This window comes from uncultured Aquimarina sp. (genome assembly GCF_947500065.1).
Taxonomy (GTDB): Bacteria; Bacteroidota; Bacteroidia; order Flavobacteriales; family Flavobacteriaceae; genus Aquimarina.
Genome location: NZ_CANMQT010000011.1, coordinates 122,933 through 149,923 on the forward strand (window position 1 = coordinate 122,933; position 26,991 = coordinate 149,923).

General features: G+C 33.8%; 22 protein-coding genes and 1 pseudogene. 10 read left to right on the forward strand and 13 right to left on the reverse strand.

The window, feature by feature from the left end; translation table 11 throughout:
- The first annotated feature begins 27 nt into the window (after positions 1–27).
- Positions 28–738 (forward strand): NADH:ubiquinone reductase (Na(+)-transporting) subunit E, encoded by a 711-nt coding sequence (nqrE, locus tag Q0975_RS23655; RefSeq protein ID WP_299441664.1) that lies wholly within the window; start codon positions 28–30, stop codon positions 736–738.
- A 1-nt stretch (position 739) separates the two neighbouring features.
- Positions 740–2,047 (forward strand): NADH:ubiquinone reductase (Na(+)-transporting) subunit F, encoded by a 1,308-nt coding sequence (gene nqrF / locus Q0975_RS23660; protein WP_299441667.1) that lies wholly within the window; start codon positions 740–742, stop codon positions 2,045–2,047.
- Between the two features lie 64 nt (positions 2,048–2,111).
- Here nqrF and Q0975_RS23665 read toward each other — a convergent pair whose 3' ends face one another.
- Positions 2,112–2,798: a hypothetical protein gene (locus tag Q0975_RS23665; protein ID WP_299441670.1), complete on the reverse strand. Its 687-nt coding sequence runs from the start codon at positions 2,796–2,798 to the stop codon at positions 2,112–2,114.
- A 406-nt stretch (positions 2,799–3,204) separates the two neighbouring features.
- On the opposite strand from Q0975_RS23665, the gene Q0975_RS23670 reads away from it, so the two are divergent.
- The 4 genes from Q0975_RS23670 to Q0975_RS23685 all read left to right on the forward strand — a co-directional run bounded on the left by Q0975_RS23670 (position 3,205) and on the right by Q0975_RS23685 (position 6,353).
- Positions 3,205–4,083, forward strand: a complete 879-nt coding sequence (locus Q0975_RS23670) for a DUF4846 domain-containing protein (RefSeq protein WP_299441673.1) — start codon at positions 3,205–3,207, stop codon at positions 4,081–4,083.
- A 38-nt stretch (positions 4,084–4,121) separates the two neighbouring features.
- Entirely contained in the window at positions 4,122–4,499 is a 378-nt protein-coding gene (locus Q0975_RS23675) for a Na(+)-translocating NADH-quinone reductase subunit F (protein ID WP_299441676.1), read from the forward strand.
- A 5-nt stretch (positions 4,500–4,504) separates the two neighbouring features.
- Positions 4,505–5,500 (forward strand): FAD:protein FMN transferase, encoded by a 996-nt coding sequence (locus Q0975_RS23680; RefSeq protein ID WP_299441679.1) that lies wholly within the window; start codon positions 4,505–4,507, stop codon positions 5,498–5,500.
- Positions 5,501–5,750: 250 nt separating this feature from the next.
- Entirely contained in the window at positions 5,751–6,353 is a 603-nt protein-coding gene (locus Q0975_RS23685; protein WP_299441682.1) for a sigma-70 family RNA polymerase sigma factor, read from the forward strand.
- 28 nt (positions 6,354–6,381) lie between these two features.
- Here Q0975_RS23685 and Q0975_RS23690 read toward each other — a convergent pair whose 3' ends face one another.
- Complete coding sequence (locus Q0975_RS23690; protein ID WP_299441685.1) at positions 6,382–7,149, reverse strand: class I SAM-dependent methyltransferase; 768 nt, start codon at positions 7,147–7,149, stop codon at positions 6,382–6,384.
- Between the two features lie 13 nt (positions 7,150–7,162).
- Positions 7,163–7,981, reverse strand: coding sequence for a type I methionyl aminopeptidase (gene map, locus Q0975_RS23695; RefSeq protein ID WP_299441688.1), 819 nt, complete (start codon positions 7,979–7,981; stop codon positions 7,163–7,165).
- 298 nt (positions 7,982–8,279) lie between these two features.
- Here map and Q0975_RS23700 point away from each other — a divergent pair, with 298 nt between their 5' ends.
- The gene (locus Q0975_RS23700) at positions 8,280–9,137 is read left to right on the forward strand and encodes a hypothetical protein (protein WP_299441691.1); all 858 of its coding nucleotides are present in this window, start codon (positions 8,280–8,282) and stop codon (positions 9,135–9,137) included.
- Between the two features lie 522 nt (positions 9,138–9,659).
- Here Q0975_RS23700 and Q0975_RS23705 read toward each other — a convergent pair.
- From Q0975_RS23705 to gpmI, 3 genes are all read right to left on the reverse strand, one after another.
- Positions 9,660–10,751: a FecR family protein gene (locus tag Q0975_RS23705; RefSeq protein WP_299441694.1), complete on the reverse strand. Its 1,092-nt coding sequence runs from the start codon at positions 10,749–10,751 to the stop codon at positions 9,660–9,662.
- A 24-nt stretch (positions 10,752–10,775) separates the two neighbouring features.
- Positions 10,776–11,342 (reverse strand): RNA polymerase sigma factor, encoded by a 567-nt coding sequence (locus tag Q0975_RS23710; protein ID WP_299441697.1) that lies wholly within the window; start codon positions 11,340–11,342, stop codon positions 10,776–10,778.
- Between the two features lie 176 nt (positions 11,343–11,518).
- A complete protein-coding gene (gene gpmI / locus Q0975_RS23715) occupies positions 11,519–13,036 on the reverse strand; it encodes a 2,3-bisphosphoglycerate-independent phosphoglycerate mutase (protein ID WP_299441700.1) in 1,518 nt (505 codons plus the stop codon).
- A gap of 484 nt (positions 13,037–13,520) precedes the next feature.
- On the opposite strand from gpmI, the gene Q0975_RS23720 reads away from it, so the two are divergent.
- Positions 13,521–13,901: an ankyrin repeat domain-containing protein gene (locus tag Q0975_RS23720; protein ID WP_299441703.1), complete on the forward strand. Its 381-nt coding sequence runs from the start codon at positions 13,521–13,523 to the stop codon at positions 13,899–13,901.
- Between the two features lie 231 nt (positions 13,902–14,132).
- Positions 14,133–14,513, forward strand: a complete 381-nt coding sequence (locus Q0975_RS23725) for an ankyrin repeat domain-containing protein (protein WP_299441706.1) — start codon at positions 14,133–14,135, stop codon at positions 14,511–14,513.
- Between the two features lie 60 nt (positions 14,514–14,573).
- On the opposite strand, the gene Q0975_RS23730 is transcribed toward Q0975_RS23725, so the two are convergent.
- The 4 genes from Q0975_RS23730 to Q0975_RS23745 all read right to left on the reverse strand — a co-directional run bounded on the left by Q0975_RS23730 (position 14,574) and on the right by Q0975_RS23745 (position 17,493).
- Positions 14,574–15,341 carry a M48 family metalloprotease gene (locus Q0975_RS23730; protein WP_299441710.1) on the reverse strand — a complete coding sequence of 256 codons (768 nt, stop codon included), beginning with the start codon at positions 15,339–15,341 and terminating at the stop codon, positions 14,574–14,576.
- A gap of 171 nt (positions 15,342–15,512) precedes the next feature.
- Positions 15,513–15,998, reverse strand: coding sequence for a CAP domain-containing protein (locus tag Q0975_RS23735; RefSeq protein WP_299441713.1), 486 nt, complete (start codon positions 15,996–15,998; stop codon positions 15,513–15,515).
- Positions 15,999–16,048: 50 nt separating this feature from the next.
- Positions 16,049–16,780 carry a M15 family metallopeptidase gene (locus Q0975_RS23740; RefSeq protein WP_366889497.1) on the reverse strand — a complete coding sequence of 244 codons (732 nt, stop codon included), beginning with the start codon at positions 16,778–16,780 and terminating at the stop codon, positions 16,049–16,051.
- Positions 16,781–16,944: 164 nt separating this feature from the next.
- The gene (locus Q0975_RS23745; RefSeq protein ID WP_299441716.1) at positions 16,945–17,493 is read right to left on the reverse strand and encodes a ClpP family protease; all 549 of its coding nucleotides are present in this window, start codon (positions 17,491–17,493) and stop codon (positions 16,945–16,947) included.
- A gap of 96 nt (positions 17,494–17,589) precedes the next feature.
- Between Q0975_RS23745 and Q0975_RS23750 the strand changes: the two genes are divergently transcribed.
- Positions 17,590–18,015 (forward strand): GNAT family N-acetyltransferase, encoded by a 426-nt coding sequence (locus Q0975_RS23750; protein WP_299441719.1) that lies wholly within the window; start codon positions 17,590–17,592, stop codon positions 18,013–18,015.
- An 81-nt stretch (positions 18,016–18,096) separates the two neighbouring features.
- Here the strand turns inward: Q0975_RS23750 and Q0975_RS23755 are convergent, their stop codons facing one another.
- From Q0975_RS23755 to Q0975_RS23765, 3 genes and pseudogenes are all read right to left on the reverse strand, one after another.
- A complete protein-coding gene (locus Q0975_RS23755; RefSeq protein ID WP_299441722.1) occupies positions 18,097–19,278 on the reverse strand; it encodes a gliding motility-associated C-terminal domain-containing protein in 1,182 nt (393 codons plus the stop codon).
- A 373-nt stretch (positions 19,279–19,651) separates the two neighbouring features.
- Positions 19,652–25,150 carry a Calx-beta domain-containing protein gene (locus Q0975_RS23760; RefSeq protein WP_299441725.1) on the reverse strand — a complete coding sequence of 1,833 codons (5,499 nt, stop codon included), beginning with the start codon at positions 25,148–25,150 and terminating at the stop codon, positions 19,652–19,654.
- 17 nt (positions 25,151–25,167) lie between these two features.
- Positions 25,168–26,991: pseudogene (locus Q0975_RS23765) on the reverse strand (hypothetical protein); the annotation flags it as partial.

Here is a 26,991-nt window from a genome sequence, read left to right on the forward strand (position 1 = left end):
TCAACTACAACTAAAAACGTATAAAAAATGGAACATTTAGAATTATTTTTAAAATCAATCTTTATAGATAATATGGTATTCGCATTCTTCTTAGGGATGTGTTCATACTTAGCTGTATCTAAAAAGGTATCGACAGCGGTTGGTCTTGGAGCGGCAGTTATATTCGTTTTGGCAATTACAGTACCATTAAACTTTTTATTGGATAAATATATTCTTAGAGAAGGTGCTCTAGTTTGGTTAGGTCCAGAATATGCAGATTATGATTTAAGCTTCTTAACGTTTATTTTATTTATTGCTACTATCGCTACGATGGTACAGTTAGTAGAAATTGTTGTTGAGAAATTCTCACCATCACTATATAACTCTTTAGGTATTTTCTTACCGTTAATAGCAGTAAACTGTGCAATCCTTGGAGGATCATTGTTTATGCAGCAAAAAGAATTTGCTACAATTACGCATGCGGGAGTATACGGAATTGGTTCAGGAATCGGATGGTTCTTAGCGATTCTTGCAATTGCAGCTATTAGAGAAAAGATTAGATACTCTAATGTTCCTGCACCACTACGTGGATTAGGAATTACTTTTATTCTAACTGGGCTTATGGCGATTGGTTTTATGAGTTTTGGAGGAATGCTTACAGGAGGAGATGAAGAAGAGGCAAAAAAAGAAACCGTACAGGTAGAAGAAAAAACTGCTAAAGAAGTAGCAGAAAACACTAACGTTTCAACACTTAAATAATATGATATTTTTAGCTTCAACAATTGGAACAATAGCTATCACCATTATTTCGTTTTTAGTACTTACACTAGTTTTGGTAGGGATTTTATTATTTGCAAAAGATAAATTATTGCCATCAGGACCTGTTAAGATTACTATTAATGGTGAAAAAGAAATAGAAGTAGCTTCAGGAGGAACGTTACTATCTACTTTAGGTAATGAGAAAATATTTTTACCATCTGCTTGTGGTGGTGGTGGAACTTGTATACAATGTGAGTGCCACGTCTTAGAAGGAGGAGGAGAAGCTTTACCTACAGAGACACCTCATTTTTCTCGTAAAGAATTACAACATGGAGCACGTCTTGCTTGCCAAGTGAAGGTAAAACAAGATATGAATATAGAGGTTCCAGAAGAAGTATTCGGAATCAAGAAATGGGAAGCAACGGTTGTTCGTAACTATAATGTAGCATCTTTTATCAAGGAGTTTGTAGTAGAGATTCCGGAAGATATGGGATATAAAGCTGGTGGATATATCCAAATTGAAATCCCACAGTGTGAGATCAAATATTCTGATATTGATATTACAGCACACCCAGAAGAGCATGAAACACCAGATAAGTTTCAAGCAGAATGGGATAAGTTTGGTCTATGGCCATTAGTAATGAAAAACAATGAAACCGTAGAGCGTGCATATTCTATGGCTTCTTATCCTGCAGAAGGTAGAGAAATCATGCTTAATGTACGTATTGCTACTCCACCATGGGATAGAAGTAAAAATGGATGGATGGATGTGAATCCTGGTATTGCATCATCGTATATTTTTGCACAGAAACCTGGAGATAAAGTAACTATCTCGGGACCTTATGGAGAGTTCTTTATCAATGAATCAGAAGCAGAGATGTTATATGTAGGTGGAGGAGCTGGTATGGCACCAATGCGTTCTCACTTATATCATCTATTCAGAACCTTACAAACAGGACGTAAAGTTACGTATTGGTATGGAGGACGTTCTAAAAGAGAATTATTCTACCTGGATCATTTCTATGATTTAGAGAAGAACTTCCCTAACTTCAAATTCTATCTAGCACTTTCTGAGCCTTTAGAAGAAGATAACTGGAAAGTTAAAAGTGATATCGATGCAGAAGGAGATGGGTTTGTAGGATTCATACATAATTGTGTAATCGATAACTATCTGAATCACCATGAATCACCTGAAGATATAGAGTTATATTTCTGTGGTCCACCATTAATGAACAAAGCTGTTCAGAAAATGGGAGAAGATTTTGGTATCCCAGATGAACATATTAGATTCGATGACTTTGGAGGATAGTTAGATTATTCTTTTTAAATAAATATATAAAAAGCCGATACATTGTATCGGCTTTTTTTTATTCTTAAATTCTATAGAGTACTCCAAAATAGAAATTGTTTAGATTAATATTTGCATTAAATCCATTTCTTCTATTTACACTGGTGTCACCTTCAGAATTACTATAAGTATCTTTAATATGTGCGTAACTTAACTTACCGATTCTAGAGGTTAAGGATAAGTTCTTATTAATAAATAGATTTATTCCTGGGGAAGCTGCTACGCTATAGTTTGTATTGTCATTTTTACCAATATTAAGGTTAGAGAGAGAAGTTCTTACTTCTGAATCTGATGAGATTTTACTATATCCAGCGTCTAACTCAATGAATAAAGAAATCCTCTTTTGAGCAGAAAAGTAATATCTACCAAATAAAGAAGTGCTATATCCATTACCTTTAGAATAGGATTCAAAACCACTATCAGAATAACTTTGGTTTTTAAAACTAATATATCCTAGTTTTATTCCAGTCATAAAGCTGGGGGATATAAAATATCCCACTTCTGGAATAAAATTAAAATTATAGCCTTTAGAGTCGGACCAACTTGTACTTCCATCAATATTGGATCTAAATGAATCAGAGTTTTGATTAGAATAACTCATAGTGCCAGAGATTATAAAGTCTCCTTTTTCAAAACCAAATGTTTTATTTTCTTGAGCATAAGTGGCAGATAACGCTGCTAATGCAATCATAAGTAAAAGTGTTGTTTTCATATTGTCTTGTTTTAAAATATTTGTGAATTACTTTAAAGACAAGTCATAAAAACATTTTGTTTATTAATATTTTGTTAATTTATACTAGTATATTTAAGTAATAAAAATAAGAATGACCCATATTGATCATCCTTATGATTTATTACGATAATTGTGTTTTACTAAGCTCTGTGTTAAAGACTTTGCTTCCGATGGATGTGTTTCATATGATTTTGTTAAAGTGTTTTTTCTTTAAAACCTATGAGTGTATACTTAATTGTTTTCATATTACCTTTTTTGTTTTGTGTTATTTATCTTAAAACGAATAAAGAATTGAATACACGTAATAATTGTATTTAATTTAGTGTTATACTCCTTGAGAAATACTCTTGGATGCGGTTTTAATGAATTATTCACATAAGATAAAATGAAGAAATACCTATTGGTAATAGGCGGAATTGTAGTTTTAGTAGTACTGTTTAGAGTAACTTCTAAAGGAAAACAGTTAACAAATCATGTAAAAGGGGTTGTTAAAAACATATTGCCAATTCCTGATTATATTGATAAAGAAGGAGATTCTATATCTACGAGAGTACGAGTTCTTAAGGATTATAAGAGGACGCGGTATCCTAAAAATTCTTTTCAAGAATATCTACGTAATTATAGATTGAAAAAACATGGTTCTCCAATTATCAATTATGATGATACAAAATATTTTGCACAGCATTGGCATGATGCGATTTTAGAAGTGCCTGTTCCCGCAAATGGGTTACAGCAATGTGCAGATGCACTTATGAGGATGAGAGCAGAATATCTTTGGGATGCAAATAGGAAAGATGAAATAGGGTTTAATTTTACTTCAGGACACTATTGTTCCTGGAAAGAATATGCTAAAGGATATAGGCCTAAGATTCGAGGGAATAAAGTAACCTTTCATAAAACAGCTTCCCCTAATTCTTCTAAAACTAATTTCTACAAATACCTGAATCTTATTTATACCTATGCAGGAACATTGTCGTTACATACGGAACTTCCTAAAGTAAAAGTAAAGGATTTGACTATCGGAGATATGTTGGTTAAACCCGGTTCTCCAGGTCATATAGAAATCATAGTGGATGAGATTGTAAATAATCAAGGAGATAAGTTGTTTTTGCTAGCTCAAGGTAATACGCCAGCTCAGAATGTATGCTTACTTAAGAACTTCGAAGACACTAGTATGTCTCCTTGGTACAGATTCAAAGAAAACACAGCTGTTTATACTCCAAGTTATTATTTTGAAAAGGCGCAGTTTATTAGATTTAAATGACATTGATATTTTTGTCAAAGTAGTATCTTTGCTCCGCTATGACAAGGATACTCACAAAACAAGAACTTCATAATCTGGCAATGAACATTGTAGGTGAAGAATTAGAAAAAAAAGGTTTCGAATTTATTGCTATTAATAGTAAGTTAGGTAAACACCCTCAATTTGTTTGTATTGATAAAGAGAATCAGCGTTATTTTGTCTTAGTAAAAGCTGTGTCATATCCAGATAATCCGCATAATTATGATATGATTTGGATGGAGTCGTTTAAGAAACATGCCAGGGAACAAGAAGCTAAAGTGTTTTATGCAGGTGTAGGGTTACAAAATTCTGAAAACCCGCGAAAACCTGTTTTCCTGAATGAAAATTACACACTAGAATTTGCAGGTTTGCAAACTATAGAGACACACCTTAATTAGATACTATGATTCGTAACCTTGTTATTTGTTCTTTAGTAATATGTTTGTTTTCTTGTGAAGAGACACCTGAGCACTACTTAAATTATGCAAGTGGTGATGCATTCGGGACTACTTTTTCTGTTCAATTTATTGATAAAAAAGAGATTGATTTCTCTACATCATACGACAGTATCATAACTGTTATTAATTCTTCTATGTCAACCTATCAAAATGATTCTGATATTTCTAAGATTAATCATGGTGATTCGGGAATTGTTGTGGACCATCATTTTAAAAATGTATTTAATACGTCAAAAAAGATTTACGAAGAAACAAAGGGAGTTTTTGATCCTACAATAGGAGTTTTGGTAAACGCTTGGGATTTTGGACCAGAGGGCAAAATAGTGTCATTAGATAGTCTTAAAATAGATAGTTTATTGATCTCGGTTGGGTTGAATAAAGTTGAATTACAAAATGATACGGTCGTAAAAGAACATACTACTACATTTATTGATTTTAATGCGTTGGCAAAAGGCTATGCAGTGGATGTGTTTTCTGATTTTATGGAATCTAAACATTATGAAAACTACCTAGTAGAAATAGGAGGAGAGATCAGAGGAAAGGGAAGTAATTTAGTTAAAAAAAAGCCATGGAAAATAGGGGTAGAAGACCCTAATTTTGATCAAACCCAATCGTATAGCAAGGTGATTTCATTAGAAAATGAAGCTATGGCAACTTCTGGTAGTTATCGTAAGTTTAAATTAGATGAAAACGGAAACAGGTATGCACATATAATTAATACAAAGACAGGATTTCCTCATAAATCTAATTTGTTAAGTGTTTCTGTTTTGACTAAAACCTGTATGGAAGCGGATGCTTATGCTACTGCATTAATGTCCATGGGATTAGAAAAATCTATAGCTTTTCTAGACTCCCATCCACAGCTCAAAACTTATTTCATTTATGAAAATGAGAAAAAAGAATTGAAAACACTCACGTTAAACGGTTTTCCTGATAAGTAATACTGTTTTATTGCCTTCTTCTAAAATCACCTTTACTCATTACAGATAAGGGTTCCCTCATTTATACTTTTAAGTTTTTTAGATCATGGTTAACTTCATTCTTGAATACTTAATATCGGAGATATTAGTGCATTATGATTTTTTTGAAGATTCTTTTAAAAAAGGTTATAATTTCTCCTGTAACAATGGAACAAAAATTGCTACTGATATTATGTAGGGCAATCAACTAACTAAAACTTAAATCATCAATATGGGGTACAATGATGAGATCAAAATTTTTAATGGAATAATAAAAGGAAATGAAAAGGTTTTAAAGGACTTTTATGAAAGAAATTTCACTGTAATTAATAGTTTTATCATCAAGAATTCTGGTACTGAAAGGGATTCGGAAGATATATTTCAGGATGCATTAATTACATTATATCAAAAACTAAAATCCGATTCTTTGGTTATAAATTGTTCAATACATACATATTTTTATGGGGTTTGTAAAAATATGTGGAGAACTAGACTAAGAAAAAAGAGTAGAATGTCGTGTTGTGGTCCTATTGATGATTTGAAGCTGGAGGATAATACGAATATTATAAAAGATATAGAACAGAGCGAAAGAGAACAATTATTTAGAAAACACTTTGTAAATCTTAATTGTAAATGTAAACAAATACTAACCTTGTTTTTAGAAGGAAAAAGCATGAGGGAAATAGGTTTAATAACGGGTCATTCTGAAGGGTACGTTAGGAAAAAGAAGTTTGAAAGCAAAAAGCAATTACTGGAAATGATAGAAAAAGATTCCTTGTTCTCTGAATTGATGTTTATATCAAAAGCCAAGACTGTAAATAAAGAAGTTTCTTAAGAATTAAAATGGAATATAAGAAGTTGCATTATGGCTTATAACATACCGGAAGTATTTCTCCAGGAGCGAGACAATATCTAGTTACTTCTTCTTTAGAAAGATCATTCGTGTAATCAACTTCATGTACTTGGAAGCCGATGGATCTTAATTTATCAAAATAATCTCTACCATATACTCTTACGTGATCATATTGACCAAAAATTTTAGCACGTTCTTTTGGATCTGAGATACTGTTGTCTTCAAAAGTAGTTGCTCTACTTAGATCTTGCGGGATTTGTAAAATTGCCATTCCACCAGGTTTAAGAACTCTTAATAGCTCTTGCATTGCTTTGGTATCATTTGGGATATGCTCTAAAACGTGATTACAAAATATAATATCATATTCGTTTGTTCCAAAAGGAAGATTACATATATCAGCTTTTACATCTGCCAGCGGAGAGTTAAGATCTGTAGTTGTATATTCTAAATTCTTTAAATTCTTGAATCTTTTATAAAAAGCCTGTTCTGGGGCAAAATGAAGAACTTTAGCTTTGTCACTGAAAAAATCCGTTTCATTCTGTAGATATAACCAAAGTAATCGATGACGTTCTAAAGATAGGGTAGAAGGAGAAAGTACATTATCTCTTTGATTTCCATAGCCATATGGTAAAAATTTAGAGAAGCTTTTTCCATCTATAGGATCAGTAAATCTATTTCCTTTAAGAAAAAAAGAAATTATTGGCCTAACTGCATAACTCAAGCGAATTAAAAGTGGCCTTGGGATGGTATTTAGTATAAGTTTAAAGAGCTTTTTCATTACAGGAAAAAACTTAAACAGCTAATAATTCTTGTCTAAAAGCATCTTCCTCATCTGACTCAATACCTAAGGCTTGATAGATGTATTTAAAAGTAGAAAGAATCTCTGGTTTTCCATCTACAATAGCAACATCATGCTCGAAATGAGCACTTGGCTTACCATCTGCAGTAAGAATTGTCCAACCGTCTCTCAATTGTTTTATGCGATGTGTGCCCATATTAGTCATAGGTTCTATAGCAACTACCATTCCTTCAATAAACTTTTTTCCTCTTCCGCGTCGTCCATAATTAGGCATCTCTGGATCTTCGTGCATTTTGCGACCTAAACCGTGTCCGACAAGTTCTCTAACTACACCGTATCCAGCTTCTTCTGTGAATTTTTGAATAGCATATCCTACATCACCTACACGTTTTCCAACCCTCAGTTCTGCAATGCCTACATACAGTGATTCTTTGGTTATCTTTAATAGTTGCTCAACCTCAGGAGCTATTTCTCCAACAGGAAAAGTATATGCGTGATCACCATAGAATTCATTTTTGATAGCTCCACAATCAATGGAGATAATATCACCTTCTTCTAATGGAGTATTATTTGGAATTCCATGAACAACCTGTTCATTAGGACTCATGCATAAGGTATTAGGGAAATCATATAATCCTAAAAAACCAGGAATCGCACCGTGATCTCTAATGAATTCTTCGGCTAACTTATCTAATTGTAAGGTAGTAACCCCAGGTTTTACTTCGGAAGCAAGCATTCCCAATGTCTTAGAAACGATTAGTGCACTCTCGCGCATTAATTCGATTTCTTCACGTGTTTTAGTAATGATCATAATATCCTTATTAAGGATGGCAAATTTACAAAGAATATTAGGATTCAGTCAATTGATCAAGTTTTAATCTCTAGTAAGAAGATATATAGAAGTATTTTATACTTTTTATAGTTATTAATGGCGCAAATTTTATGTTTAACAGAATTAAGGTGAATATTTTTTATGGTTGTTGAAGCCCATGAAATATGAGGTTTATGAAAATTCTACTAAAAAAATAAAAAATTTACGCAGCGTTTTTATTTTTTCAGGTTTAATAGATAGAAAACCCAATATAATATTCATTTAAAAAAAGTAAACCATGAGAAAATTTTTGATTTGTACAGTAACTTTAGGATTAATGGCAAGTTGTGCTGTAGAGGATATGGATGATAATGTATCTATTCAGAATAGTGATAAAGAAGATTTTGAATTATTTAATAATTTAGATTTAGCAATGGATGGTTTTGATGCAATTTCTGAACAAGCATCAACAGATGTTCAAGGATCATCTAAAAATTTTAAAAATAGTTGTGTATCTATAGAACTATTAGTTTCTAATCAAGATAATACATTACCAGGTTTTAGTAATTATGATTATTACAGTAAAATGATTTTGGACTATACTGAAGAGCAATGCCAGTTTGATGATTGGAGTGGTAAAGTGGAGTATTATGTGGCTGGAGTGTTTAATCAGAAATGGAAAGATTCTACAATTTTTAAGAACGTTAGAGGAGATGATGGTTATGTGTTTGATGGTTATAGAGTAGCTGAACAAAATGAAGCACTAAGCACTGAGACCACTAAAGTGTTTGATGTTGTGATAGATGGAGTTATTACAGAGCCTAATGGAGATTCTTATAGATATACTACAAATAGAAATTTTGCATTTGAGAATAGATTTACTTCAGAAGAAGTTATTACTCTTGAAGAATCTTCTTCTCTAGAAGGTATAACACAAACATTTTTTATGAGAACAGAATCGGTTGAAGGTTCGCCTCTGGTATATAAAGTAGCATGTTTTGACAGATTTAGTTTCTTAAAATATCCTGTTCAAGGTTCTTTGGATTTCTCAAGTAGTTTTGGAGTTAATTTTAATATTGATTTTGGAGATGGAGCTTGCGATAAAGAAGTTACATTAACAGGAGATAATGGAGAATCTACTGTTTTTGATTTATAATAGATAGATAGTTTAGTTACTTGTGAAAACCGTTTGGAAATATACTTTCAAACGGTTTTTTTATGCATTTTTTTAAGTTTAAAATCATTTTTTTAAGGAATTTAACATAATCATTTTTATGAGATAAAACTGTAATAGTTGATAATGTGGATTCCAGCCTACGCTGGAATGACAAAAAAATATAAAGGTAAAAGCTTGTTACCCAGTGTAGGCTGCAATCTATAATATAGTGGTAAGAAATAAATAGTCATCTTAAAAGACGATAATTAGCTCTTTTAGGTAAAGCGTTTTTGAGTAGGTTGAACCAATTTTTTATTAGTATTTGCATTCAGAAGTCATATTTTATTGAAATCAACATCCTCAACCTTACTTAATTAAATTTAACTGTAAAATATATAATTCCACTTTTGGAATAAGTCTCGATAAATTATTTGATTACCGGAAACCATATAGTTTTTATATTAGAAAAGATTGATTTTTTCTCAATTATATGCGTTTTGAGGAATAGGTTTTGCCGTAGTATTACTTATTACAACCTTGTCCTGTAATCGTAAATAGGTCATCTTTTTTTGTTATCCGTAATTTTAGCGCAGAAGCTAATTTTGTTAATACCTTAGTCGTATTGGTTTTTTCAAAAGACCCAGAATATTTGCAGTTTAGAATATCGGCATTTTTTAATAATATTTTAGCATCGTAATTTTCTCCAAGATCATTTATGATTTGATCAACACTTGTATTTTTATAATGTAAATCACCCGTTTTCCAAGCGAATCGATTTGGTGATTTTTCTAATAAGACAATCCCATTTTGATCTACACGAAGACTTTCTCCTGGAATTAGATTTCTAACTTCTTTGGTTGTATTGTGAACTACTTTAGCAGATCCTTGAATTAGAGTCATCAAATCAGCTTTAGAATCAGAGTGAATAGCAAAAGAATTACCAGTAATCTGTATTTTACAATGTTTTCCAAAAAGAATAAATGGTTTAGATTCTTCTTTTATGATATTTAAAAATACGGTTCCGGTAATATCTGCTCTACGATATCCTTGTGTTGTAGCAGTAAAGTTTACTTTGCTATTCTTTCTAACAACAATTGTACTTGAATCAGGGAGTTTATTGTACATAGTATGTTCCGTAGAAGCATATTTGTCAGAGGCTGTATAGGTTACTGTAATTACACCTTTTTCAATAATCTCATCTTCAGGTTCTAAGGTGGTTACATCTATTTTTTTAGTAACTGAATTCTCAGATTGATTTATATCTTCCGATATTTCATTTCCGGTAATTGTATTGTTTTCTTCTTTTTTTGAAGATATGGTATCTATTGGTGTGGTAACAAGATTAATATTTTCTTTTTGGATAGGAATTTCTGTACTTGTTTCTTCTGTATGAGTATTAGATGTTTTATTATTTTTAAGATAGTATAAGGTAAATACACTAATAAGCATTAGAACAATTACACCAGCGGTATACCAATAAAATAAGCTTTTATCATCTGATTTTTTTTGCACAGCATCAAAAATATTGTCAAAATTATTCCTAGACGATTCAATAACATCATCTTTAAATTTTGTGTGCAAAAGTTCTTTTAAAAGGTCCTTATCCTCTTTCATTTGTTTCTCATTTAGAGATAGCAATTAGTATTTTTCAATTCCTATAGCTCTCATATTTTCTAAAAGTTTTTTTCTAGCTCTAGTATAATTTGATCTAGATGTACTTTCTTTAATCTTTAATATTTTACTTATTTCCTTGTGCGAATAGCCTTCAATGGCATACAGATTTAATACGAGCCTATACTGCTCTGGTAATTCATTTATTAATGTTCTTAATTTTTCTGATGAAAGTTGTTTAGAAAATTGATTTTTTTCAATTTCATCTAACTCTTGTGTTTCAGTCTCCATTATTAATTCTGAATTATCCATTAAAACGGTTTTCTTTCTTTTATGCCAATGATCAATTGCACAATTCACAACAATTCTTTCTATCCAACTTCCTAATGTCCCACTATGCTTATATTTTTTAATATTTTTAAATACCTTAATAAAAGCTTCTTGCACTATATCCTCTGCATCAGATTGATTTTTGCAATAGCGAATACTTACCGCAATCATTCTGGGCATAAAAGCATTATATATTTTTTCCATGGCATCCCGGCTATTCTTTTTACAAGCTTTAACCAGTTTGTCTTGCTCTTCTTTATTCATGAATAAGGGTTAGTGCTTACTCTCATAAATTATAACTGAGAATGTAGGATTTCGCTGCGTATAATTTGTATAAAAAATTATTATAATATGTTAAAGATACTAAAACAATATTTTTGATATAAAAAAAGCAGCCGTATCAAGGATACGACTGCTATATGATTTAGATTTATATGGTATTATTTTAATAAAGATTTTTGAGTCATAGTTGTTGGTTGTTTAACACCTATAAGTTCTAGTATAGTGGGAGCAATGTCACCTAATACTCCATCATTTATTTGTATCTGATCATTATCAATAAAGATGATAGGAACAGGATTTGTTGTATGAGCAGTATGAGGAGATCCATCAGGATTAATCATAGTTTCGCAATTACCGTGATCAGCAATCAAAATAGTACTGTATCCATGATCTAATCCGGTTGTTACTACATCTTTTACACATTCATCTACTGCTTCACATGCTTTAATTGCTGCTTCCATAATCCCAGTATGTCCCACCATATCGCCATTGGCAAAATTAAGACAAACAAAGTCCGTTTCTCCTTTTTGTAATTCTGGCAGTAGCGCATCTCTTAATTCATAGGCGCTCATTTCTGGTTTTAGGTCATATGTGGCAACTTTTGGGGAGTTCCTAAGAATTCTGGATTCTCCTTTAAAAGGTTCTTCCTGTCCACCAGAAAAGAAAAATGTAACATGAGGGTATTTTTCAGTTTCTGCAATACGTATTTGTTTTTTACCAGCTTTAGATAACACCTCTCCTAAGGTTTCTGTGATGTTGTCTTTGTCATAAATTATATGAGTTCCGCGAAAATTATCATCATAATTCGTCATCGTAACATAGTATAATGGCAATTTATGAGTATTGTATTCGGGCATATCCGATTGTGATAGCATTTCTGTAAGTTCACGACCACGATCTGTTCTAAAATTAAAGAATATTACAACGTCATCATCCTTGATTGTAGCAATAGGGGATCCGTTTTCTTCCAAAACGATTGGTTTTATGAACTCATCAGTGATATTATTATCATAATTTTCCTGAATACTTTCTAACGCATTCGTACTAGGAGTTCCATTTCCGTTAACAATGAGATCATATGCCAGTTGTACACGTTCCCATCTTTTATCACGATCCATTGCGTAATATCGTCCTACTATGGATGCTAATTTACCCGTAGATTCTGTCATATACTGTTGGATTTCTTTAATATGATCTATTCCAGATTTTGGATCTACATCACGTCCATCAGTAAAAGCGTGTAAAAAGACATTTTTTAATCCTTTAGAATTAGCAACATCCAATAATCCTTTTATATGACTAATATGAGAATGGACTCCACCATCACTCACTAAACCTAAAAGATGAATATTTTTATTGTTGTCTTTAGCGTAATTAAGTGCCTCAATTAATGTCTGTTCATTCTTTAATGTATCATTTTTAATAGCCATATTAATTTTGGCTAAATCCTGATACACTATTCTTCCTGCACCCAGATTCATATGACCAACCTCGCTATTTCCCATTTGCCCATCAGGAAGTCCTACATGAAGACCATCAGTTCGTAAAGCAGCATTAGGATATTTTGTGTATAAACTATCAATAAATGGGGTTTTGGCATGATCGATAGCAGAGACTTTAGGATCTGGAGATGTTCCCCATCCATCCAGAATCATTAAGATTACTTTTTTGTTCATTTTGTTTATATGATTTGATGCTTTTTCAATGATCTATTTAAGAATTGTCAAAAAATAACAAGAAGCTAAATTACAATTTAGAATAGAAGCACCCAAAAATGAGTAAGTGTCTATTTCGAATTTTGAAGTGGTATAAATATTTATTTTGAATATTTTTTGAGGAACCATTAAAGGATTCTCGTAGTGAAGGTTTAAAATAGGTTATTCTTAGAATTAACTTCGTTTTAATGATGATTATTTAATTCTTTTAAAAAGGAAAAATTGGATAATGAAATGTTACCCTTTTCATGTGATTTAAAAATTAACTTCTAATTAAAATTATTAGAATTATTATGATGGTGTTAATTTTTTAAAATATTATTAAAATTTTATGTTATTTAATGAGTAATGTTTTGTAAATTAAGTATTTATAAGCAGTGAGTTACTTCTTTATAGTTTTCTAAAATAACAAATCTATATACTAACTTCAATAATTCACAACATTATGAAAAAAACAATTATGACAGCATTAATGATCTTGATTATTACATCTGTAAGTTTTGCTTCTGAACAACCAAATACGAGTGATAGCGAGAACTATGAACTAACCACTAGTAAAGTAGATCCCTTTTTTATGGCAATTATAAAGGGAGATTTTGATACTGTGGCAAAAATGATAGAGGAAGGGAGCAATGTAAATTTGAGATCAGAAGGGAAAACTCCGCTTATGTATGCAGCTCGATATAACAGAGTTGATATTATTAGATTGCTAATAGGTAAAGGAGCGTCTCTTCAAGCAAAAGACGATACTGGTAAAACAGCAATGAAATTTGCAGAATTAGCTAATGCTAAAGAGGCAATGGCCCTTCTTAAAGAATTGTCTTAAAATTTTAAAACAACATATAGAAAAACTTCGCTTGACAAAACAAGCGGAGTTTTTTATTGTCCATTATATTCTTCTATAGCTTCTTGAATTTTTGCAAAACATTATCAGAATATTATGTTATTGATCAGTTAAAGTTCTGTTATTTAGGTTTTTATGTGTAACAAAAAGCCGTTTTGTGTGGTCGTATAGTATAACAACCCTATAAACGTAACTTAATAAATTCACAACATCATGAAAAAAACAATTGTAACTGCATTGATGATTTTATTCATCAGCTCTGTAAGCTTTGCTTCAGAAGAACGAATGGCTATCGATAGTCATGATTATGAGCTAATCACTTATAAGGTAAGCCCTTTTTGTATGGCAATCGTAAAAGGGGATCTTGATACTGTAAAAAAAATGATAGAATTAGGAAGTGATGTAAATGAAATGTCAGATGGAAAAACTCCGCTGATGTATGCAGCTCGGTATAACCGAGTTGATATCATTAAATTATTAGTTAAAAAGGGGGCTAATATTAAAGCTAGAGATCGCAAGGGTAATACAGCAATGAAATTTGCTAAACTGTCTAATGCTAAGGAAGCAATAGCTCTTCTAGAAGAATTGTCTTAGAATCTTAGAAAAATCAAAAACCGGAAAACTTCGCTTATTCACTTTTTAGGCGAAGTTTTTTTATTGTCCATTATATTCTTCTATAGCTTCTTGAATTTTTTCGATACGATTGTCAGGGTCTGGGTGCGTACTTTGAAACTCAGGAGTACGATTAGGGCCAGCTGCATTTTTTAGAATTTGCATAACACCTATCATTTCCTGAGGATTATAGCCAGAATTAATCATAAACAAAACACCCAATTTATCACTTTCTAATTCATCATCTCTTCCATTACCCAAAAGAACATTTTGTCCAATTCCGCTAACGAGTCCACCTGCATCTGCGCCAACTGAAGCTCCTGTAGAAATAGTTTTCCAAAATTCATGTTCAGCTATTCGTTCCGCAGAATGTCTACCTAAAACATGTCCAATTTCATGCCCTAACACGCCTGCTAATTGATCCTCATTTTGTAATTGAGAATAAAGAGCATATGTTATAAATATTTGACCACCAGGAAGAGCAAATGCATTAATAGTATTAGGATCAGCTAAAAGGTGAAATTCATATTTATAAGGAGATTGTCTTGCCATGGTGTTGGTGACAAGCTTGTTACCAACATTATCTACGTAATTTTGGAGTTTTTGATCAGGATATAATCCACCATGTTGTCTAGTGATCTCTGGTTCACTCTGAAGTCCAATTGCAATTTCCTGATCCGTGGTCATATTAATATTTTGGACTCTATCAGTGTATTCATTAAGGGTTTTGTTATTACATTTCTTAAAGAAGGCAAACGCCACAATAGCTAACCCAATTAATATTCTTATTTTTAATCCACCACGTCTCATGGAGCTATGTTTTTAGTTAATCAAAATGTGTTTTTGGATTCCTAAAGTTACTAAAAAATAAAAGTTGCTTATCAACAAATGCAAAATAACATTTTTGATAAGCAACTACTAGAGGTGTTGTGTTCTCATTATGGAACACAAATAGTGCTAATTAGCATAGTTGATGCATGGTTAACGATAAAAAAGTTGTGTATAATAATATTTACCATCTTGATCTTTTATGGATGAAATACCAGTATACATATAATTACCTTCTATATTTTCTCGATGTCCAGAACTGTTAAGCCATCCGTTTACAACACTTTGCGCGTCAGTATAAAATCTTGCTACATTTTCTGCCGTTCCCGTTGCATTCTCCTGATCGCTTAAAACATTTCCTCTTTGATTAAAATTATCATGATTGATTTGGTTTATCGAAATCATATATTTAGTATGATCGATCGCCAATTCTTCAGCGGTTGCATTTTTAGATAAGGCAGATAAACCTATACCAGCTCTATGCTGATTTACTAGTGTTAGTATACCGTCTGAGATGTCTGTTTCATTAGTGAGTTCACTCGTTTCTATACCTATGGTATCGGAATCATCTTTAGAAGAACAAGATATAAAAATGTTGAATATCAGTATTATACAGAAATATTTTAACACATTTTTCATAAGATATAGGGCTTTTCTATATAACTGAAAGAAATTAATTTTAGTATATGCTATGGTAATAATTTAGGGTTAATATCTAAGACATTTTGATTCATATATTGCTGAATAAATTCTGGAGTGAAATTAGAGCTTCCCATTAATACTGTTTTTTGCAATTCAGTTTTAATATCAAGTTTTTTAAATTCTTTAAGCATTGGGATCGATGAAGGAGCATATGAGTAATGCCAAGGTTCATATTTAAATCCTTTTCTACCTTTTTTATTAGTATAAACAAGATAGAAACCAAAATCATTGGCGTTGTGATCCATCCATGTCTTAAACCTGGTGAAAGAACCACCATCATGAAAGTGTTTTTCTAAAAGTAAGTCTCTTGGCTGCTTCACACTTCCATCGACAATATCCAGATCTGTGCCCCAATGATGACGAGATGTGCCAGGAATAGTAGAGTATTCAATTATTTTTTGGATCGCTTTTATGGGAGACAATCCTTTCGCAGTATATCTCTCGTATTTACGTTCCCAAATACGATTTTGATGTGCGTAGTCTCTATAGCTAGAAACAACTCTTATTTTAATACCTTCCTTTGAAGCTGCGCTTTTCATTTTTAAAAAAGCTTTATTCGCATTTTTGCGTAGTTTGTATCCTTCGCCAACAAATGAAGGATTCCCTTTTCCCATAAGGTCGTTTTTGGTAAATTTTGATTGAAAATCAGTAAAGGATACAGAAGACAATCCTACCAGTCCCAGAGCGCTTATTTGAATAAATTTTTTTCTTTGCATCATTGGTAAAATTATCTTTTGGAGTAGGAAAGAGTACTCCTTAAAACATACAAATGTATCTGTAATTTAAGAAATTAAACTGATATGCCGTAACTATAGATCAGATTATTGTTGGGGCATATCAGTTTAATTTTAAAATAGAATATCAATTATAGAATGTTTCAGGCTTATGAGAGTATTCCATCTACGATACCATATTCTATAGATTCCTCTGCATCCATCCAGTAATCACGGTTAAAATCTTTTAGTACTTTCTCAATTTCTTGACCACAATTATCTGCTAAAATTTGAGCACTTAATTCTTTTGTTTTAAGGATTTCTGTTGCTTGAATCTCTATGTTAGATGCCTGCCCTCTTGCTCCTCCACTAGGTTGGTGGATCATTACTTTGGCATGAGGCTGGATAAATCTACGTCCTTTTTCGCCTACACTTAAAAGAATAGACCCCATAGATGCGGCTAATCCAGTACAAATTGTAGCTACAGGGCTTTTTAATGCTTTAATTGTGTCATACATTGCAAATCCAGAGGTCACATATCCACCAGGACTATTAATATATAATTTAATTTCTTCATTACTAATCATATCCAGATACATTAATCTATCAATAACATGTTTAGCAGATTTGTCATCAACTTGTCCCCATAGAAAGACACTGCGTTCTTCGAGAAATTTCTTATCTATTATATCTTGGATTTTTCCTGATTTTTCTTTCATATCATTTTATGATTATTTTTCATATTGTAGTTAAAAGTATAATTATTTTTACAAAATATCACGAAATAAATGATAACAAATTTGCTACTTATATAAATGAACCTAATATTTAACAAGATTTTAAAACCTGATTTTCCAGAAGCCTTACCATTAATTCAAAAGTTAATGGGGCATAAGCTTGATGACCAGCTGTTATTGGAACGTTTTGGAGAAATGTTTGAGCAGAACTATGAATGTTGGGGAGTATATTTAGATACGGAACTGATTGGAGTTTTTGGATTGTGGTTTATGACAAGACATTATGCCGGTAGATCCTGTGAACCTGATCATGTATACATTGATGATAAATATCAAGGTAAAGGAATAGGAAAAATTGTATTTGAATGGATTTATGAGTACGCTAGAACAAAAGGTTGTGAAACATCGGAGCTTAATAGTTACGTTTCTAATTATCCCTCACATAAGTTTTATCTCAATCAGGGTTATGAGATATGGGCGCATCATTTTGTGAAGAAATTATAGATTTAGATAGCGTATTTATGTTCGATTACTCTTCGGTGCAAATCACCTTTGTTAGTAAGATATTTGAGTGAATGAGTAAAATTATCTATTAATATATAAGTATCCTGCTCGATCTTTTATTCCTTCTACATTTAGTACATAGTAATATGTTCCTTCGGGAAGCAATTCTCCTTTTGCTATAGTAGCTCTACCTTCAGAAATACCATTAAAAGCTTCAGCTGTTTGCTGTACTTCGTGATAAGCTTTTCGATTGTAAACTAAAACTCCCCAACGATTGTAAACAAATAGCTCGTTGTCAGGAAATTGAACTAATCCTTGTATCACAAATGTGTCGTTAAAGCCATCTCCATTGGGAGAAACTGCCGTGAATATTTCTAGATCACCGTCTAGTATTATATTAGAAGTACCAAAGGTAAGTACTACATAATCATCCGGAATAATTGCATCCGAGGTGATTTCCCCATTATCAAGATCTCCAACAAAACTGGTATTTCCAAGATTTACCCATTGTTCTAAATCAGGATTCCATCCAACAACTCTAAGATCTTGCAAGTCATTTACTAAAGTTGGAATATTACTATTGGTATCCCAAGTTAAAGTTACACTAGTCTCTTGATTTCCATCTACATCCCAAAACTCAAAAATACTGATCCCAAATAATAAATCGCCAAAATTATTAGTGTCAAAATTCTCTGAGAAGAAGTTAGGAGAATTAGGATCTTCGAAAAAATACGCAGCTCGTGCAGTATTATTGGCCGCTTGACTTTCTATACGAGCTGGTCTGTGACGAAAATCATCACCTATAGGAAATGAAAAATCCAGATCACCCGTAATAGAAGCATACCCATCAACATAACGATCATCGTTTTCACCTAAGTAAGGAGCATCATTTAGATAATCTAGGGATACATTTATTTGATCTCTTGGAGTAAAAACTCTTCCGTTTGTAAATTCCTGAAAATTATTAACTCCTACTGAAACCTCTATAAATAAATCATTTAAAACGTCAATTTCCATGTCATAGAAAATTGGTCGATTGGCTCCGGAGATTGTTAGACTATTTTGATTATAAAAACCTGTAAACCCAACATTTTGATCAAAAGTACCGTCATTGATTACGTCCATATGAAACCCTACTTGACCTTGATCATGTATTTGTATATTTCCAAAGTTATGAAAAGCTTGCTGAGAGAATATTGTTAAGTTAATACTCAGCAAACAAAAGAAAATCAAATATGTAAGTATATTCTTTTGGGGTAACATTAAATTATGGTTTTAAAGTAATCTTGTTACGCGAATATAATTAAAAAAAAACGTAATCATTTACTTATTTATAACGTTTTTTAATATTTCATCGACTAAACGCTTTTTTTTAACGATGAAATACGCATTATATTGTTGTTTTCTGTTTTGACAAGAATACCAATGTTTTTTGAAATGAGGGAATTTTTATTACCTAGCACTTCGTGTTTCTTATTTTGATATTGTCAAATCTGTGATTTCTACTTGAAAACTTTTCATTATGACGATTTTAATTATTTATACTGTTATTTGATATATGGTTGATGTAATATAGGTTTTATTGTTAGATAAGCTTTTTTAGCTAAATAATATTATATGTTTTTGTTCTATAAACTTAATTTGGTTTTACTCTAAATGTTATTCTTCTATTCGTAATAACTGTCCCTATACCAACAGCAAAACCATTTCCAAACTCAGAAGTTGAGTTGGATACAGTAGCTGTGGCAGTGATCAAACTTCCTGGTGAAATTGCTGATCCTAATGTTATGCTAATATTAAACTTGTTTGTATTATCCGTATTACCATCAGCGCCGGTATATAGTGAAGTCGTATTATCTGTGTCAGCACCACTTCCTTCTGTACCAGAACCTAAATATACCTGACCTTCACCATAATCTTGTGTCAACCCTAATTGATTATCACCTGCGGTTGCTGTTCCTTGATTAATGTCCGTAAGAAAAACTTCTATGGTTGCACCAGGACGAGCCCAACCCACTATTTTTAGTGTAGTTCCAGAAATGGTTACGGACTCAAAAATAGGGAAATTAAGACTACCATTAGGACCTGTATCTAAATCACCAGTGTCATTTATAGTTACTCCGTCATCCGCAATATCAATTCCCAGAGCATCTGCAAAGGTTCCATTTGCATAAATAGAGTTTTGTGATATTAGATTTCCTGATGTAGTTCCTCCAGTCAGTACAATACCAGATCCTGCATTAGTATTAATTATATTATTAGTAACTGAAGAATTACTTTGTGCTAAATTAATTCCACTAAGCTGTGCGCAACCAGTATCGCTTCCGGCTGTAGTTATTGTGTTTTCTGTAATTGTTATGTTACCTTGATCATCAAAAATACCTAATGAAGCTGAGCCATCAACAAGGTTATTTTGTATGGTAATTCCGCTACCGTTAACCACTCTTATGTTAAATTCACAGTTTCTGAAGCCATTATTGGTAATGTGATTATTTTGAATTAGTGTTGAAGTTCCTCCATTTACCGAAATTCCAAAATCTGTATTTGAAGCAATATAATTACCGTCAATGGTTACAGTACCGCCACTAATTTCGAATCCATCATCAACATAGCTTACAACACCAACTGGCCCTACAACTCCTAATGCATTCACTCCTAAAAGATTTTCAGTGATTAGATTTCCTGTTCCAGAATCTTGACGAATTGCTCTTCTGTTTCCTCCATAAACAGCAAGATTTCTAATCACAGTATTTGAAGCTTGTAATTGAATAACATCTCCATTATCGCTACGTACCTGTATTTCAGGTAAGTTATAATTTGGCAAGGTAGTAGCAGAAATTCCAACGGTAGTTCCACCAGAGCCAACAGTTCCTGTATTTGTATCTCCAGAATAGGCGGTTTGTGTTCGACCATCGATATGTGTGGCATCATCTGTAATGATATCTAATGGAGAAACATTTGGTAGATTAATATCGAAAAAACCACTTGCAAAATTAGTATCTGTAGTTCTGCCTAAAGGATCTCCGGTAGGTGGAATCATAAAGATGGATATATCTTCTCCGGCACCTGGATTAAAAATACTATTTGCCTCAATATCTAATCCTGTTTCATCAAGATTATTAGCATTAACAACAAATTGCCCCAATGATCCTTGTCCGTCAGCATTGGTATTTACAATCGTATTGAAATTAAAACCAAAATCTATGTCAACAGCTCCTTCACTTGCAATTGTAATGGAAGAAATTGTTTGGGCTCCAGTAAGTATACCGGCTGCTACATCTTCATTTGCTGGATTAGCGCCACCAATTTCATTTGTTACCGCTCCTAACGTACTAGCTGCAAAAGTGGATCTAAATGTTTGGATTGGCAAACAAGTTGTACATGCAGCTCCACCACCTCTTGTAGAACGTACCGTGTTATTTACCACACGTAGACTGTAGGTGCCATTAGCCATACCACCAATATTATAATTTCCATTTATATCTGTTACGTCAGAGTCTATTAAGGTACCTGTATTATCATATAATTCTACTGTTGTTCCTTCTATATCGATCCCAGAAGAGGTAGCAAGATCTCTACCTGCACCTCCTGGATAATTAATATCTTCAAAAACAGTTCCTGTCATTAGATTACTTGGTACTTTTAAAAGTACTGAATTTAACAGAACAAAATCATCACCAACCTGTACATTTGTAGTTGCAGTAGTTTCACCTTGATTAATAAATGGAGAGATATCATATGTATCTAAGTCTATTCCAAAAGTAGGAGAGGTGTTAATGTTTGGTAATACAGTATTGTCAAATATTGTTCCATTAAAAGGATTATTCAAAATAGTTCCATCATTGTCGCCATCACCATTTAGAGTAGATGTTCCGGATCCCGTAGTAACAGATAGTAACTCACCTGTAGCTAGACCTTGATCACCTTCCCATGAAAGAATTGTAGTTTTTGATCCAGTTGATCCTATAGCAAAAAAGCCACTAAGCGTATAGTTAGTAGTGTTGTTTTGTTGTCCGTTAAAACCATTATACATATTAATGGTTACTGCTGGTAAGCTAGGTTCTGTGTAAAATATCATTAAACTCCAACCACCTAAAGTTGTATTGTTAGCGCAATGTGTGCCTGTGTTATCAATACTTAAATCGGTGACATTATAAACATTAGTAGAAGGGTCGGTAATATTCTGAACAATACTTGTAACATCGCTAACCATAGAATGAAACTCACGGGTAGTACCAAATGTCGCTCTATTTACAATATCTGCACTTACAGTTTGACCTTCAAAAGTTACAACATCATCCGCATTAAATCCGGAATGTGCCCAGATCAAGTAAGCTTTTTCTATGACTCCTCCTGCCAATATGTTTGTTGTTAATGTATTAGAAGAAGAGCTCACTATTGTGCACGTATTTGCATCACTTGTTCTAAAGGATCCTCCTGTAGTAGCATAATCAAAATATCCGTTAAAATCATCAAAAAGAGTTAATGGTGTATTAAGTGGAAGGGCAGGATCACCATCATCAAGTATGGTTCCAACGCCATTAATTAACCCTACTAAGGGAGAACTAGAGTTGCTGAGATCTAAGAAGAATGTCTCTGTGTTTTCTGCAAAAGCATTATTAATAATAGGAACTGTAATTGTTTGACTCTCTCCAGAAGTTCCAGAAAAATTAAGAGTTCCTGTTGTGTCAGTAAAATCAGAATCAGCATAAGCCGTATCATCGATAGTAGAATAATTAACACTAAATCCACCAGGAACATTTCCTCCAGAATGAGTTGCTGTAAAAGTAGCAGTACCTGCGTTTTCATTTACAGTCACATTATTTACCGTAACAAAACTAGCTGTGGCAGCAGTACATGATATGGTTGCTTGCCATCCATTTCCAGTTACAGAACCATCAGAAGTAAAAATGAAAGTTAAACAACCAGAAGGATCAGTAGAAATAATAGTTGTTGGTATATTGCCATTATCATGGGTACTAATTAATGTAGTGGTTGTAGTACCTTCATAGATTGCCAAAGCATCAAAATTATCTTCGACATCAAAAGAAGTAAAGTTTAATACCACAAAACTACCGGGAGTATCAGGGCAGATCGTATAGGTGATAGCTTCGTTGTTACTGTATTGGCCATTAATTGATCCTGTATCAACAAAAATTCCACTACAGGTATTATCAGTAATAGTATCTGTAATTATAAAGGGAGCTTCATCATCAATAATAGTTCCTAATCCCTGAGCATCACTAATAGTGATTAATGTATTACTAATATTACTAAGATTTACGAAATATGTTTCCGTTCCTTCAACATCTATATCATTTATTATTGGGATAGTTATGGACTGAGTTTCTCCGTTTGCTCCAGAGAAAGATAGTGTCGGGTTTGGTGAACCAGTAGCTGTATAATCGTTAGGGTTAATAGCAGTATTATCTGAAGTCGCATATTCTACTGTAAAACCGCCGGAAACATCTCCGCCTCCAGAATGAGTTACAGTAAAAGTTGCTGTTCCTGCTGTTTCGTTTACAGAGATGTCATTAATAGCAATAGATGCAGCATCGTTATCTGTAATGGTTCCAATTCCTTGAGCATCTGTTAAAACAACTGTGCCTACACTTGGATTACTTAAGTTCACAAAAAAGTTTTCGGTTGCAGTTTCTACAAGATTATCGTCAATAATAGGAATAGAAAATGTTTGAGTTTCTCCATCAGTTCCTGCAAAAGATATTGTAGGATTAGGAGAACCAGTTGCCGTATAGTCACTTGGTGTTACAGCAGTATTGTCTGCAGTTGCATACGCTACAGTAAATCCACCAGATATGGTTCCTGTAAGTGTAACAGTAAAGGTAGCATTTCCAGCATTCTCATTTACAGAAACATCATTAATACTAATTCCTGCATCATTATCGATGATTGTACCTAAACCTTGAGTATCGGTAATTGTTACAAGAGCACTACTTGAATTACTAAGATTTACAAAATATGTTTCAGTTCCTTCAATGTCAGTATCTTCTAAAATGGGTACCGTAATCGTTTCAGTTTCCCCAAGAGTTCCCGCAAAAGTAAGAGCAGGAGGGGAGCTAGTACTGGTATAATCATTACCAGCAGTAGTTGCAGTATTATCTGCCGTAGCATAATCTATAGTGTAACCTCCTGTTAAAGAACCACCGGACGAGGTAACTGTGAAACTAGCCGTGCCTGCAGCCTCATTCACAGAAACATCATTGATAACTATAGAAATTGGATCATTAGCATTAATTGTTCCAATTCCCTGTGCGTCCGTTATACTAACCGAGCCATCACTTGGATTACTAAGATTTACCTCAAACGTTTCTGCATTTTCCGCTTCATCATCATCAATAATAGGGATAGAAATAGTTTGAGTACTAAGAGTGGTACCGGGAAAAGTTATTGTAGTACCTGAGAAAGCTGTATAATCTCCAGGAGCATTTGCAGAGATATCACTAGTGTTGTACTCTACGGTAAAACTTCCTGTTGTAGTTCCGCCTGTATGAGAAACCGTTAAATCTAGGGTCCCAGCATTTTCATTAACTGCAATATCATTGATGGATATTTCTGGATTCGATGCTGTAGCTGTAAATAATACATCATCGATGGCTATATTATCCCCACCTTGCCAATTTCCACTACCGGATAAAAATCTGATAGATGAATTTGCAGAAATTTGATCGGCAGTTAATGTATGCGTCAGAGTGGTTCCAAATCCAGTTCCTGTCGTCAATACAGTTTCATAGGCACTGGTAGTATTATTCCATAGCTGAATATCTATATCTTCATCAGAATTATTAGCATCAATAAAAAAATACACTAAAGATAAATCAACAGAAGAATAACCAGATAAATCAATATCCCTTGCAATTGTCATACTAACGCCACCACTCTGTATATTAACAAACTCCAGATCGGCAAAACCACTTACAAATATATTTCCACCACCTGGAAGCCCATCATCACCAGTTTCTACCCAACTAGTTGTCCATGGTTGGTTACCATCACTATTGTTATATGCAGAGGTGCCAAAGCTATCCAGATATGTATCTTGTCCAAATACACTAATATTTGGTAAAGCAGTTAGCAATACTAAAAGGACATAATATATGTTATTTTTTAGTTTCATATGACTAATCTGCTAAATTACTTAACTACAAATACTACATTAATCAACGTATTATAATCTGCTGGTTGCCCCACTATCGTATAGGTCAATACACCATCTGCTGTTATGGTCATAGCACCTGGTGCGGTGTCAAATACAGATGAATCAGCAAAGGTTACGTAATAATATAAATCTGTAGCAGCATATAATGGTACTGTCAGAGGTGCACCCGCACTTACAGCTGTTGGACTTCCAAATTGTGCTGTATACATGGTATAAAGATTTACAGAGAATGTACCATTTACAGAAGCATCTATTTCTATAGATGGAGGATAAAATACTCTTGCGGCTTTTGATGTAATAGGTGCAATAGCTTGTACTACTTCTTCAACAGTTGTTTCTAACGTTGGACTGGTTACAGCTCCTTCGTTTACATCTACATTAGTTACTAAAGGAACTTCGGATGCGTTTTGATCATCTGTATTGTCTAAATAGGGAGTTAGGTCTATTGCTGGAGTAGGAGTTGGATCTCCGGTTAAACTTAATATATTACCTGTTAAGGAAAGATCCTGATCATCTGTCGCAGGATCTCCTTGCGCTCCAGTTACTCCTTGGGCTCCAGTAATTCCTTGTATTCCCTGTGCTCCAGTTACTCCTTGTGCACCAGTAATTCCTTGTATTCCCTGAGCTCCAGTTACACCTTGTGCTCCAGTGATTCCTTGTATTCCCTGTGCTCCAGTTACTCCTTGTGCACCTGTGATTCCTTGTGCTCCAGTAATTCCTTGAATTCCCTGAGCTCCAGTTACCCCTTGCGCTCCAGTGATTCCTTGTATTCCCTGAGCTCCAGTTACACCTTGTGCTCCGGTGATTCCTTGTATTCCCTGCGCTCCAGTTACTCCTTGTGCTCCAGTGATTCCTTGTATTCCCTGCGCTCCAGTTACACCTTGTTCACCAGTAATTCCTTGAATTCCCTGTGCTCCAGTTATCCCTTGTGCACCAGTGATTCCTTGAATTCCCTGTGCTCCAGTTACACCTTGCGCTCCAGTGATTCCTTGAATTCCCTGTGCTCCAGTTACTCCTTGTGCTCCAGTGATTCCTTGTATTCCCTGCGCTCCAGTTACACCTTGTGCTCCAGTAATTCCTTGTATTCCCTGCGCTCCAGTTACACCTTGTGCTCCAGTGATTCCTTGTATTCCCTGAGCTCCAGTTACACCTTGCGCTCCAGTGATTCCTTGTATTCCCTGAGCTCCAGTTACTCCTTGTGCTCCAGTGATTCCTTGTATTCCCTGTGCTCCAGTTACCCCTTGCGCTCCGGTTATTCCTTGTATTCCCTGAGCTCCAGTTACTCCTTGCGTTCCAGTTACTCCTTGCCCACCTGTGATTCCTTGTATTCCTTGAGCTCCAGTAATTCCTTGAATTCCCTGTGCTCCGGTTACACCTTGTGCTCCAGTGATTCCTTGAATTCCCTGTGCTCCAGTTACTCCTTGTGCTCCAGTAATTCCTTGTATTCCCTGAGCACCAGTTACACCTTGTGCTCCAGTAATTCCTTGTATTCCCTGCGCTCCAGTTATTCCTTGTGCTCCGGTTATTCCTTGTATTCCCTGTGCTCCAGTTATTCCTTGTGCTCCAGTGATTCCTTGTATTCCCTGAGCTCCGGTTACTCCTTGCGCTCCAGTGATTCCTTGAATTCCCTGCGCTCCAGTTACTCCTTGCGCTCCAGTGATTCCTTGTATTCCCTGCGCTCCAGTTACACCTTGTGCTCCAGTGATTCCTTGTATTCCCTGCGCTCCAGTTACACCTTGTGCTCCAGTGATTCCTTGTATTCCCTGAGCTCCAGTTACACCTTGTGCTCCGGTGATTCC